The organism is Lentzea sp., from assembly GCF_035525475.1.
Classification (GTDB): Bacteria; Actinomycetota; Actinomycetes; order Mycobacteriales; family Pseudonocardiaceae; genus Lentzea.
Genome location: NZ_DATLEC010000239.1, coordinates 1 through 11,720 on the forward strand (window position 1 = coordinate 1; position 11,720 = coordinate 11,720).

Annotated in this window: 12 protein-coding genes and 1 pseudogene; 7 read left to right on the forward strand and 6 right to left on the reverse strand. The window is 70.5% G+C overall.

All coding sequences use genetic code 11. The features are described from left to right. The first annotated feature begins 97 nt into the window (after positions 1-97). Both VM306_RS36080 and VM306_RS36085 read left to right on the forward strand, forming a co-directional pair. Entirely contained in the window at positions 98-331 is a 234-nt protein-coding gene (locus tag VM306_RS36080; RefSeq protein ID WP_030467939.1) for an Lrp/AsnC ligand binding domain-containing protein, read from the forward strand. A gap of 23 nt (positions 332-354) precedes the next feature. Further along, complete coding sequence (locus VM306_RS36085) at positions 355-915, forward strand: DUF3515 domain-containing protein (RefSeq protein ID WP_325523033.1); 561 nt, start codon at positions 355-357, stop codon at positions 913-915. On the opposite strand, the gene VM306_RS36090 is transcribed toward VM306_RS36085, so the two are convergent. Together VM306_RS36090 and VM306_RS36095 are read right to left on the reverse strand one after the other, a co-directional pair. Further along, entirely contained in the window at positions 912-1,961 is a 1,050-nt protein-coding gene (locus VM306_RS36090; RefSeq protein ID WP_325523035.1) for a D-alanine--D-alanine ligase family protein, read from the reverse strand. The genes VM306_RS36085 and VM306_RS36090 overlap by 4 nt on opposite strands. Positions 1,962-1,971: 10 nt before the next feature. Continuing rightward, positions 1,972-3,363, reverse strand: a complete 1,392-nt coding sequence (locus VM306_RS36095) for a PLP-dependent aminotransferase family protein (RefSeq protein WP_325523037.1) — start codon at positions 3,361-3,363, stop codon at positions 1,972-1,974. Between the two features lie 68 nt (positions 3,364-3,431). Here VM306_RS36095 and VM306_RS36100 point away from each other — a divergent pair, with 68 nt between their 5' ends. After that, positions 3,432-4,076 carry a pyridoxamine 5'-phosphate oxidase family protein gene (locus tag VM306_RS36100; protein WP_325523039.1) on the forward strand — a complete coding sequence of 215 codons (645 nt, stop codon included), beginning with the start codon at positions 3,432-3,434 and terminating at the stop codon, positions 4,074-4,076. Here VM306_RS36100 and VM306_RS36105 read toward each other — a convergent pair. From VM306_RS36105 to VM306_RS36120, 4 genes are all read right to left on the reverse strand, one after another. Continuing rightward, the gene (locus tag VM306_RS36105) at positions 4,057-4,515 is read right to left on the reverse strand and encodes a cysteine dioxygenase family protein (RefSeq protein WP_325523041.1); all 459 of its coding nucleotides are present in this window, start codon (positions 4,513-4,515) and stop codon (positions 4,057-4,059) included. The genes VM306_RS36100 and VM306_RS36105 overlap by 20 nt on opposite strands. A gap of 118 nt (positions 4,516-4,633) precedes the next feature. Continuing rightward, a complete protein-coding gene (locus VM306_RS36110) occupies positions 4,634-5,701 on the reverse strand; it encodes a cystathionine gamma-lyase (RefSeq protein ID WP_325523043.1) in 1,068 nt (355 codons plus the stop codon). Then, positions 5,698-6,708 (reverse strand): NAD(P)H-dependent glycerol-3-phosphate dehydrogenase, encoded by a 1,011-nt coding sequence (locus tag VM306_RS36115; protein ID WP_325523045.1) that lies wholly within the window; start codon positions 6,706-6,708, stop codon positions 5,698-5,700. The genes VM306_RS36110 and VM306_RS36115 overlap by 4 nt, the downstream gene beginning before the upstream one ends. A 5-nt stretch (positions 6,709-6,713) precedes the next feature. Continuing rightward, positions 6,714-7,421 (reverse strand): lysophospholipid acyltransferase family protein, encoded by a 708-nt coding sequence (locus VM306_RS36120; protein WP_325523047.1) that lies wholly within the window; start codon positions 7,419-7,421, stop codon positions 6,714-6,716. A 72-nt stretch (positions 7,422-7,493) separates the two neighbouring features. Between VM306_RS36120 and cofC the strand changes: the two genes are divergently transcribed. From cofC to VM306_RS36140, 4 genes and pseudogenes are all read left to right on the forward strand, one after another. Further along, positions 7,494-8,117, forward strand: coding sequence for a 2-phospho-L-lactate guanylyltransferase (cofC, locus tag VM306_RS36125; protein ID WP_325523049.1), 624 nt, complete (start codon positions 7,494-7,496; stop codon positions 8,115-8,117). A 53-nt stretch (positions 8,118-8,170) separates the two neighbouring features. Next, the gene (locus tag VM306_RS36130) at positions 8,171-9,145 is read left to right on the forward strand and encodes a hypothetical protein (protein WP_325523051.1); all 975 of its coding nucleotides are present in this window, start codon (positions 8,171-8,173) and stop codon (positions 9,143-9,145) included. Positions 9,146-9,277: 132 nt separating this feature from the next. Next, positions 9,278-10,420 carry an acyltransferase gene (locus tag VM306_RS36135; protein WP_325523052.1) on the forward strand — a complete coding sequence of 381 codons (1,143 nt, stop codon included), beginning with the start codon at positions 9,278-9,280 and terminating at the stop codon, positions 10,418-10,420. Between the two features lie 343 nt (positions 10,421-10,763). Then, positions 10,764-11,720 (forward strand): annotated as a pseudogene (locus tag VM306_RS36140) (RNA degradosome polyphosphate kinase); the annotation flags it as partial.

Sequence of the window (11,720 nt, forward strand, 5' to 3'; positions counted from 1 at the left end):
AGTTGCCTCCCAATCTGAGCATTCGGAACCCCAACTGGGGTACGTTGCGTGACACGTTCCTACCTCGACCCAACCTGTCGCGACGAAGGGGCACGCCGTGGTGCATGCATACATCCTCATCCAGACCGAGGTCGGCAAGGCAGCCGCAGTCGCCTCCGAGATTTCCGGGATCGCCGGGGTAGCAACCGCAGAAGACGTCACCGGTCCGTACGACGTGATCGTGCGCGCCGAGGCGGAGACCGTGGACCAGCTCGGCCAGCTCGTGGTCGCGCGCATCCAGAACGTCGAGGGCATCACCCGCACGTTGACGTGCCCGGTGGTCCATCTCTAGCCAGCCCGTGTTGTCATAACCGGGTGACTCAGCAGGAATCCACGTCGGCGCTGTCCCGGCCGCTGCTCGCGGCGGTCGGGCTCGCCGTCGTGCTCGCCATCGGTGTCGCAGGGCTCGGTCTGTGGCTGGGCACCGGGAACCAGACCGAGGACGTGCCCGGTCGCACGGGCCCCCTCGCGCTGGTCTCGATCGACGCGCCTTCGGCGGGTTCACCGGAATGCTCTTCCCTGGTCGAGAAACTGCCGGTGGGGCTGCCGTCCGGCAAGGACATGCTGCCCCGCAGGGAGATCGCCTCCCCCGCGCCGCCCGCGGCGGTCGCCTGGGGTGACGCCGAACACGATCCGGTGGTTCTGCGGTGCGGCCTGCCGCGGCCGTCGGAGCTGGTCGCGACCTCGCAGCTGCGGGTGATCTCCGACGTCCAGTGGCTGGAGCTGCCCGGTTCGGACAGCTCGACGTGGGTGATCGTGGACCGCGGCGTGTACGTGGCGCTGACGGTGCCCGGCGACGCGGGCACCGGACCGTTGCAGGACGTCTCCACCACGGTGCGCGACCTGCTGCCGAAGCAGCCGGTCAGAACTTCCTAGCGCAGACCTGAGCCGCGGGCGATCGCGGTCTCGATCAACGTGGTCAGCAGCGTCGAGAAGTCGATGCCGGTCGCGTCCCACGCCTTGGGGTACATGGAGATCGGCGTGAAGCCGGGCATCGTGTTGAGCTCGTTGACGATGAGCTCGTTCTGCTCGGTCAGGAAGAAGTCCACCCTGGACAGCCCCTGGCAGTCGAGCGCCCTGAACGCCTTGACGGCCATCTCGCGCAGCTGGGCGGTGATGTCGTCGTCGAGCTTGGCCGGGATGTCGGCCTCGTAGGAGTCGTTGACGTACTTGGCGTCGAAGTCGTACCACTCGGCGCCCTCGCCCACCGGGCGCAGCTCGGCGGGCAGCGAGGCCTCGACGCGGCCGTCCGGGAACTCCAGCACCGCGAGCTCGATCTCGCGGACGTTCGGCACGGCGGCCTCGATGATGACCTTCGGGTCGTGCTGCCGTGCCGCGAAGATCGCGGCGTCCAGGTCCGCCCAGTCGTCCACCTTCGAGATGCCGACGGACGACCCGGCGCGCGACGGCTTCACGAACACCGGCAGCCCCAGGTGCTCGCGCTCGTCAAGGGTCAGCGTGGTGGCGGCGCGGTCGAGCGCGACGAACCTGCCGACGGGGAGACCTTCCGCCTGCAGCAGCTTCTTGGCGAAGACCTTGTCCATGGCGGCGGCGCTGGCGAACACGCCGGGGCCGACGTACGGGAGACCACCCAGCTCGAGCAGGCCCTGGATCGTGCCGTCCTCACCCCACGCGCCGTGCAGCAAGGGGAAGACGACGTCGACGTCCCGCAGCGCCTGGCCGGGCTCGACCGCCGCGACGGTCGTGTCGCGCAGCGTCGGAAGGGTGCCCGTGCCCGACTCGAGCGCGGTGGGGTCCGTGCCGAGTGCCCACTGCCCCTGCGGTGTGATGCCCACGGGCACCACCTCGAACCGCTCCGCGTCCAGGTAGGGCAGGACGCTCTTGGCGGACTGGCAGGAGACCTCGTGCTCGGAGCTCTGGCCGCCGAACACCACGGCCACCCTCGTCTTGCGCTGCGTCATGCGGGCGACCCTACCCGTTTGGGCGATTGCCCCCACCAGGCAGTTCGAGCAGCTCGGTCAGCACCGGCAGGGCGTTCACCAACTGCTCCCGCGAGCAAGCGCTGTAGCCGATGACGAGGCCGTGGAGCTTGGCCCGGTTCACGTAGTGCCGCGCCAGGCCGTCCACCCGCAGGCCGCGTTCGAGCGCCTGGCGCATGAGCTCGCGCTCCTGGTCGGCGTTGTCGAGCAGCACCACCACGTGGGCGCCGGCGTCGTCGCCGAGGACCTGGATGCCGGCCTCGGCGAACGTGTCGATGATGAGCGCGCGTCGTTCGGAGAGTTCCCGACGGAGCTTGCGCAGGTGCCGGCCGAGGTCACCGGTGCGGGCCAGCTCGACGACGACCCGCTGGCCCGCTACCGCCGGGCTGGTGCCGGTCAGGTCGCGGTGTTCCAGGACCGTCGTCGCGATGTGCTCCGGCGCGACCATCCAGCCCGCGCCCAGGGTCGGCGTGAGGATCTTGCTCGTGGTGCCGAGGTGGACCACGACGTCCGGGGCCAGCGCCGCCAGGGACGGCAGCGGCGCGACGTCATAGCGGAGCTCGCCGTCGTAGTCGTCCTCGATGACGAGCCAGCCGTCCTTCCTCGCGCGCTCGACCAGCGCGACCCGGCGCCCCGCCGACATGCGCCCGCCCAACGGGTACTGGTGGGCCGGCGAGCAGTAGACGGCCTTCACGCCCGACGGCACGGCGTCGGGCAGGAGCCCCTCCGCGTCGACGGCTGCCTGCACGACCTTGAGGCCGTTGGCCTTGAAGACGCCCACCGCCCGTTGGTAGCCGGGCTCCTCGACGGCCACGGCGTCACCGCGCTCGAGCACCGCGACCGCGATCTCGGTCAGCACGGCCGTGGTGCCGCCGGTGGCGAGGACCGGGTCGGCGTTGACGGCCAGCCCGCGGTGGCGCAGCAGGTGTTCGGCGATGGCCTCGCGGTACTCGGGCAGGCCCGCGCGTTCGGGACGGGACAACGGCGGCGCGTCGGCCGCACCGCGCCAGGCCCTCCGCCAGGCCGCGCGGTCGAGCCCGCTCGCCCAGGGCGCGCCGGTGCCGAGGTCGACGAAATCGGTGATGGCGGGCACCACGGGCTTGCGCGAACGTTTGCGCAGCGGTCCTGGCGGGGTCGTGGTGACGTAGGTGCCGGAACCGTGGCGGCCGGCGATCCAGCCTTCGGCGTGGAGTTGTTCGTAGGCGGCGGCGGTGACCGTGCGGGAGACTCCGAGCGAGTCGGCCAACGCGCGCGTGGACGGCAGACGGTCGCCGGAACGCAGACGGCCCTCCGACGCGGCGGAGCGGAGGGCATCGGCGAGCTGGACGGCGAGCGGCTCGGCCGACTCGCGGTCCAACGCCACGGGGAGCGCGGTCTCAGCCAAAGTGGCCTTCTCAAATCGATGGAAACTGGCGCTTCAATGATGCCACTTTTGCGCCCACAGTGGAGAGCATGACTTCCGACGTGCAGCTCTCCCCCACCGAACGCAGCACCATCGTCCGCGGCAAGAACAGAGCCGTCCAGGACCGCCAGGTGCTCTACGACATCCTCGACGCCGGCCTGGTCTGCCACCTCGCCGTGGAGGTCGACGGGGCGCCGTTCCTCGTCCCCACCGCGTACGGGCGGGACGGCAACCGCATCTTCCTGCACGGGTCGACGGGCTCACGGTCCATCAGGAGCATGCTCGAGGGCAAGCCGGTGTGCGTCGCGGTCACCCTCGTCGACGGCGTCGTCTACTCGCGGTCGGTGTTCCACCACTCGATGAACTACCGGTCGGCGATCATCCACGGCACGGCGAAGATCGCCGACGATCCCGAGCACGCGCTCAAGGTCATCGTCGAGCACGTCACGCCGGGCAGCTGGGACTACGCGCGCGGTCCGTCCGGGAAGGAGCTGGCGGCGACGGTCGCGGTGGAGATCGACCTCACCGAGGCGAGCGTGAAGGTGCGCGAGGGCGGGCCCGGTGAGGACCCCGCGGACCTCGAGGCGAACCTGGTGTGGGGCGGCCACCTGCCGCTCGTCCAGACGTGGGGCGCGCCCGTGCCGCACGAGACGGACAAGGCGATCCCGCCGCACGTCAGCGGACGGGGCCGTTGACCGGGTCGTAGCGGTACCGGGTCATGGAGCGCGTGCCGTGGCGGTACACGTGGATCGACACGGCGGGATCCACGCCGTCGTTGCGCACCTGGTGCACGTAGCCAGGGCCCCACACGCGGGACTGACCGGTGTGCAGGGAGTGCACGACCTGGATCTTCGTCGTGACCACCTCGGTCAGGTTGCCGCTGACCACGGTGAACGCGCCGGAGGTCGTGTCGTGGTCGTGCAGCGAGGCGGTCTGGCCGGGGAGCCAGCTCATCAGCCAGATCTCCTGGTCGTCGGCCTTGTCGACCAACGCCGAGAAGCGCTCCTCCGGGTCGTACCGCAGCAGGTGCTTCCAGCGGTCGCGGTCGGCCGCCCACGACAGCGCCACCCGGACGGGGTGCAGCAGCGCGGAGCTTTCAGGCAGAACGACGCTGTTCTCGGGAACGGCGAACATGGGAAAGAGGTCCTAACCGGGCGAGTGCGCGAAACGAGGACGCGGGACTATCGCCGGGTACAACAGCAACAAGTGTTGAAGGACATGTCGCAGAGGGTCCCGAAACCGGGACCCCCCGTCAATTCAGTCCCAAAGCGTGGGACACGTCCGCGACCAGGTCACGAGTGTCCTCACAGCCGGCCGAGAAGCGCACCAGGCCCTCGGGCACCGGGTCGCCGAACTGCGCGCGCCGGTCCGCGGTCGAGTGCAGGCCGCCGAACGACGTCGCCGCCGACACGAGCTTCGAGCGCGACAGGAACCGCTCGACGGCCGCCTGGTCCGGGAGCACGAACGTCAGCACGCCGTTGAACCGCCGCATCTGCTGCGCCGCCACGAGGTGCGCCGGGTCCTCCGGCGCACCCGGCCAGCGCAGGCCCTCGACGCGGCCCTTCAGCAGCGCGTAGATCGCCGCCGCGTTCTCCGCCTGCCGCGCGAGCCGCAGGTCGAGGGTTCCCAGGCCGCGCAACGCGAGCCACGTCTCGAACGGGCCGGGGATCGCGCCGTTCATCGTCCGCGCGTCCCGCACCCGCGCCGCCAGCTCGGGAGAAGCCAGCGTCACGTGTCCGAAGAGGACGTCGCTGTGCCCCGCGACGGCCTTGGTGTCCGACGCCACGACGATGTCCGCGCCGAGCTCCAGCGGCCGTTGCCCCAGCGGCGTCGCGGTCGTGTTGTCCACCGCCAGCAACGCCCCCGCGGCGTGCACCTGAGCGGCCAGGTCCGCGATGTCGCACACGTCCAGGCCGGGGTTCGACGGCGTCTCCAGCAGCACCAGCCGGACGCCGTCGAACGACGGGTACGGCCCGGCGGTGGGCACCTCGACCACCTCCACGTCCATTTCGGACACGAACCTGCGGGTCAGGAAGTAGCCGTCCGACGGGACGGCCAGGGTGTCCCCTGTGGACAGCACGGTCCGCAGCAGCGTGGAGATCGCCGCCATGCCGGACGGGAAGACGACGCACTCGCCGCCCTCCAGCGAGCCCAGCGCGGACTCCAGCGCCCGCCACGTCGGGTTGCCCGCGCGGCCGTAGTAGTCCTGGCCGCCCAGGTGGTACGCCGACGCGAACACCGGCTGCGCGCCGAACGGGTCACCCGGCTCGCCCGTGTACGCGTGCACGACCCGCGTGCCGTCACCGAACTCGGGGTTCACTGGCGCTCGTGCTTCCGGTCGCGGCCCAGCAGCGCGGCACCGAGGTCGCGCACGCTCAACCCGTCATGGCACACCTCGTGCACTCCTTCGGTGATCGGCATGTCGACGTCGTGCGCGCGGGCGAGATCGCGGATCGACGAGCAGGACTTCACGCCCTCGGCGACCTGTCCGTGCGCGGCCTCCTGCGCCTGCGCGAGAGTCTCCCCCTTGCCCAGCCGTTCGCCGAAGGACCGGTTGCGCGACAACGGCGACGCGCACGTCGCCACCAGGTCGCCCAAGCCGGCCAGACCGGCGAACGTCAGCGGGTCCGCGCCCAGCGCCGCGCCCAGCCTCGCCGTCTCGGCCAGGCCGCGCGTGATGATCGACGCCATCGTGTTGTCGCCGTAGCCCATGCCCGCCGCCATGCCGCACGCCAGCGCGATGACGTTCTTGCACGCCCCGCCCAGCTCGCAGCCGACGACGTCGGTGTTGGTGTACGGGCGGAAGTACGAGTTGGAGCACGCGTGCTGCAGGTCGACCGCGCGATCGTGGTCCGTGCACGCGATGACGGTCGCGGTCGGCTGCCCGACGGCGATCTCCTTGGCCAGGTTCGGCCCGGACACGACGGCGACCTGCGAGGAGTCGACGCCGGCGACCTCGCGGATCACCTCGCTCATCCGCTTGCCCGTGCCGAGCTCGACGCCCTTGGACAGCGACACCAGGGTCGCGTCCGGGGGCAGCAGCTCCTTCCACGCCGACAGGTTCACCCGCAACGTCTGCGACGGCACCGCCAGCACGACGGCGTCCGCGCCGTCCAGCGCCTTCGCCGGGTCGGCGGTGGCGACCAGGTTGGACGGCAGCGAGATGCCGGGCAGGTAGTCGGTGTTCACGCGGGTCTCGGTGATCGCGGAGGCGACCTCCTGGCGGCGCGCCCACAGCACGACCTCGGGGCCGGAGTCCGCGATGACCTTCGCGAACGTCGTGCCCCACGACCCGGCGCCGAGCACCGCAACGCGTTCGATCGCCATGGAGTTCAGGCCTTCCTCGGTCCGTAGAAACCCTCGGGCGCCTGCTCCCCGCGCACCTCGGCGAGGTGGTCCTTGACCCGGCCCATCAGCAGGTCCGTGACCTCGCGCAGCAACGGGAGCGTCTCCTCCTCGCCGCGGTAGGCGGAGAGGTCGACCGGTTCCCCGACGAAGTGGGTGATCGTCTTGCGCGGGACCGGCCGGAACTTCTTCTGGTAGTGGTTGTAGAGCTCGAGGGTTCCCCAGCGGGCGACCGGGATGACCGGGCCGTCGTGTTGCAGCGCGAGCCGCGCCACGCCGGTGCGGGAGTTCGCGGGCCAGCCGTCGGGGTCCTTGGTGATGGTGCCCTCGGGGTAGATCACCACGACCTTGCCGTTCTCCAGCGCCTCGTGCGCCGCCCGCAGGCTCTGCTGGGCGTCCGCGGTGCCGCGGTAGACCGGGATCTGCTTCGCGCCCTTCAGGATCGAGCCCATGACGGGCACGTTCCAGAGGCTGTGCTTCGCGAGGAAGCGCGGCACCCGGCGGCTGCGGTGCACGAACACCGCGTCGTAGCACGGGTCGAGGTGCGAGATGTGGTTCATCACGAGCAGCGCCGCCCCCTCGAGCGGGATGCGCTCGGAGTGCAGGATCCGGTGCCTGCCCAGCACGAACCCCATGGGGTAGACGATCGCCGCGGCGACCCCGACCCAGAAGCCGCCCTTCTCGCGTTTGGCCACGAGCCTCTCCCTCACTCCTGCTCGATCAGCGCCCGAGAGCACAGTAGTCGCCGAATCGTGGACTATGACGAGGTGAGGGATGAAGTCGACCTCCTTGTCCCGGTCAAGACGCTGGACAGGGCGAAGACCCGGCTGACCAGCGCGACCGGCGGAGATCCGGTGTCGCACGCGGCGTTGGCGCTCGCGCTCGCCATGGACACGGTGAGCGCGGCCGTCGCGACGCCCGGCGTCCGCCGGGTGGTGACGATCACATCGGACCCGGCGGTGGCGTCCGAGATGGCGGCGCTCGGCGTCGAGTCGCTGCCGGAGCCCGGCGAGCCGGGGCTCAACGCGGCTCTGGCGCACGGCGCGCGCACGCTCCGGTCCGCGCGCATCGGCGCGCTCCAGGCCGACCTGCCCGCTCTCAAGCCAGCCGAGCTGCAGGCGGCGCTCGAGGCCGCGCTCCACCGCCGCGCGTTCGTCCCGGACCGGCAGGGCACCGGAACGACGTTGCTCCTCGCCGCGCCCGGTGGCGAGCTCGACCCGCGGTTCGGCGTCGGGTCTGCCGGACACCACCGGATCTCCGGCGCGGTCCCGTTGACGGGGGCGTGGCCGTCGCTGCGCTGTGACGTGGACACGGAAGAGGACCTGAGGCTCGCGATGGGCCTGGGTCTCGGCGCGCACACCGTGAACGCCCTGCCCGCCTGGACAACCTGAGCGATCGCCACGCGTCTTCCGGGTCACCGAGGTGATCACTACCGGGGAGACTGATGCGAGCGCTCATCGCGCTGGCGGCGATCACGGCCATCGCGGGCTGTGTCGCCGCCGTTCCGATCGACCGGCCGTCCGACTACACCGCGCCCAGCACGCTCGACTCGTGCCGCGTGGACCTGCCGCAGGACTGGAAGGACGAGCTGTCCCGGACGAGGACCGACGTGGGCCCGCACGAGAAGGTCACCGTCGTCGCCGCGAACGAGAACGCCGACGTGACGCTCGTGAAGACCAAGCGCAACAGGACGACCGAGCTCGTGCTGCGCGACCACGGGAGACGCCAGCAGGTCATGGCCGTGAAGGACGACGCCCAGCTCTTCGGCGTCGAGTTCGACGGCCGCTGGGTCACGTTCTCGACGAGCCGGGGCCCGTCCGACACAGCCCCCGCGACGTACGCGTGGGACTCGCGCGACGACGGGGCGCCCGTGCGGATCGGCTCTGACGGAGCCGTGGTGCACAACGGCAAGGCCGCGTGGACGGACAGCAAGGGCGTCCACGTCTACGACCTCGCGAAGAAGAAGGACAGGATCGTCGGCCAGGGCAGGGACCCGGTGTTCCTCGGCGGCGGGGTCGTCTGGCTGCAGGACGGGAAGTTCCGCGCCGAGGCCGCGCTGCCCGACCAGCTGAGGAACGCCAGGCCCAGCGGCGGTGTCGCGGCGGACGGCCGCACGGTGGTGTGGGCGCAGGGCGACTCGTTGCTCGGCTGGCGCGACGGGTGGACGGAACCGCGCGAGCTGGCCGGGATCAGGGGCGTCCCCAGGACGGAAGGCATCGTGTACCCGCGGGTGAGCGGCGACTTCGTGTCGTGGCAGTCGGAGTCCTCGTACGTCACCGACATCCGCAGCGGCGCTACCGTGCACACGTCCGACGGCGTGTACTGGCTGGAAGTGCACGGCGGAGCGCTGACACAGCAGGGGTGGCAGGTCGCGGCGGCCGCGCCACTGAGCTCGCTTTCCCCTCTGCCCCGGTGCTGACACGTGACGAACGGCACTAAAATGTTGGTTTGGACAACGTGACGGGGAACCCCCGCACCTTTACATCCGTATCCCCTGATGCCCCGGCGTTCCCCACGCCGTCCCCGACGCTGTGCCCAGAGGTGTACCTGCATGACTTCGTTGACGCACGCCGGCTACCTGGCGTTGCGCCGCTTTCCCGCTCTCGACGGCCTGCGCGCCACAGCCGCGGTGCTCGTCGTCTTCTTCCACTACGGCGGTCCCGACTGGTTGCAGGGCTGGGCCGGTGTCCAGCTGTTCTTCGTCCTCAGCGGATTCCTCATCACCACGCTGATGCTGCGCGAGGAGCGCAGGAACGGCCGGATCTCGTTGAAGGAGTTCTACCTGCGGCGGGGCTTCAGAATCCTGCCCGTCTACTTCGTGGTCCTGCTCGTGACGGTCGTCAGCTCGGCTCTCTACGGCACCTTCACCAGCAACGGCATCGGCCCGGCGCTGAAGTACTTCCTGTCCTTCACCAACGAGTTCGCCGACAGCAGCCCGTACGGGCAGTCGTGGTCGCTGGGCATCGAGCAGAAGTTCTACCTGGTCTGGCCGCTGGTGGCGATCGCGCTGGGCACCGTCGTGCTCAAGCGCCGCGCCGGTGCCGCCGTCCTCGGCATGCTGCTCGCGCTCGTGGTCGTGAACTTCACCGCCGGACACAGCAACCCCGGCTGGCCGCTGCACTACTTCTCGATCCTGACCGGTGTCCTGCTCGCCGTCGCGCTGCACAGCCGGCGCGGTTTCACCCTGCTGAGGCCGTTGACGAACCCGGTCGCGCAGGTGGTCGTCTGCTGTGGATTCATCGGCGTGCACCTGAGCGTGAAGCCCATCGCCGGCTTCCTCGACGGGGTCAACGGGATCCCCGGTCACGTGCTCGTCATCCCCGTGTACGCGCTCGCGACAGCCGTGCTGCTCACCTCGTTGATCGCACCGGGACCGGCCACGACGCTGCTGTCGACCAGGCCGATGCAGTTCGTCGGTGAGCGGTCGTACTCGCTGTACCTGGTGCAGACGATCGCGGCGACGGTCATCTGGTTCTTCTGGCCGGACCTGTCCGGCCTCGGGCAGTCCGTCGTGGTCACAGCACTGGGGCTGGCGCTGGCGAGCGTCCTCCACGCGACCGTGGAGATCCCGATGATCAACGTGGGCCGCTGGGTGATCGCCCGCCGGCGCCTCGCGGCCCTGCCGGCGCAGGACGCTCCCGCGCCGCAGTCCGAGCCGTCGCGGCTCGCGGCCATCGGGCGGACCCAGCCGTAGAACGGGACCGGGCGAGCGGCGCGGGTTCCCGGCCGCTCGCCCCGGCCGCTCCGAACGGGGCGTGCGGACCCGGACGTCTAAGGTTCTGCTCCATGCAGGCGACCGTGTCCACGTTCAACAGTGATGGCTCCGCCGTCGTCCTGCGAGATGACGGCGTTCTGCTCGACGTGAGCGCCGAAGCCGTCACAGCGGGTGGCTGGAGGATGCTGCGTCCGGGTCAGCGAGTGACCCTCGAACGTAGTCCCGGCGGGGTCGTCACGGCCGTGCGCATGCCTGTTCTGTGACGAGGAGTTCACCAGACGGTCGTCCTGGTTGAAAGCGCTCAGGCCGATCGTGCGTAACAATGCAGGGCGTGAGCACGGAAAACTCTGACGGCAAGGCGAACCCACCCCGACGCCGCGCGCCGCGCGCGAAAGCCGAAGCGGCGACCCCGCGCCAGCTGCCCCGCGCGGCGACCCGGCGGGTTTCCACGACGCGGGCGAAGGTCGAGCGGGAACCCGCGGCGGCCGCCCCGTTGCGCGGTGTGCCCTCGGCTCCGCCCGCGGTGACGTCGAGCCCCCTGCCCACCGACCTCCCGGACGACCGGTACTTCAACCGGGAACTGTCCTGGTTGGACTTCAACGCCCGCGTGCTCGCGCTCGCCGAGGACTCCTCGCAGCCGCTGCTGGAGCGCGCGAAGTTCCTCGCGATCTTCGCGTCGAACCTCGACGAGTTCTACATGGTCAGGGTCGCCGGCCTGAAGCGCCGCGCGGAGACCGGTCTCACGGTGCGCAGCGCGGACGGGCTCACTCCGCTCGAGCAGCTCGTGGGGATCTCCAAGCGCTCCCAGGAGCTCGTCGAGCAGCACGCCCGCGCGTTCCTCGACCACATCCGGCCCGGTCTGGAGCAGCACCAGATCAGCATCGTGACGTGGGGCGACCTCACCGACTACGACCGGATGCGGCTGTCGAACTACTTCAGCGAGCAGGTGTTCCCCGTGCTCACGCCGCTCGCGGTCGACCCGGCACACCCGTTCCCCTACATCTCCGGGCTCTCGCTGAACCTGGCCGTGGTCATCCGGAACCCCAAGACCGGCAAGGACCACTTCGCCCGGGTCAAGGTGCCCCCGAACTTCACCCGCTTCGTGCCGCTGGGCAACCAGCGCTTCGTGCCGCTCGAGGACATCATCGGCGAGCACCTCAAACGCCTGTTCCCCGGGATGGAGGTCCTGGAGGTGCACAGCTTCCGGGTCACCCGGAACGAGGACCTCGAGGTCGAGGAGGACGACGCCGAGAACCTGCTCGCGGCGCTGGAGAAGGAG

Excerpts from the sequence above, each read along its gene's own strand:
- VM306_RS36090 (WP_325523035.1), bottom strand. The coding sequence starts at position 1,961 with ATGACGCAGCGCAAGACGAGGGTGGCCGTGGTGTTCGGCGGCCAGAGC.
- VM306_RS36100 (WP_325523039.1), top strand. The coding sequence starts at position 3,432 with ATGACTTCCGACGTGCAGCTCTCCCCCACCGAACGCAGCACCATCGTC.
- VM306_RS36105 (WP_325523041.1), bottom strand. The coding sequence starts at position 4,515 with ATGTTCGCCGTTCCCGAGAACAGCGTCGTTCTGCCTGAAAGCTCCGCG.
- VM306_RS36115 (WP_325523045.1), bottom strand. The coding sequence starts at position 6,708 with ATGGCGATCGAACGCGTTGCGGTGCTCGGCGCCGGGTCGTGGGGCACG.
- VM306_RS36130 (WP_325523051.1), top strand. The coding sequence starts at position 8,171 with ATGCGAGCGCTCATCGCGCTGGCGGCGATCACGGCCATCGCGGGCTGT.
- VM306_RS36135 (WP_325523052.1), top strand. The coding sequence starts at position 9,278 with ATGACTTCGTTGACGCACGCCGGCTACCTGGCGTTGCGCCGCTTTCCC.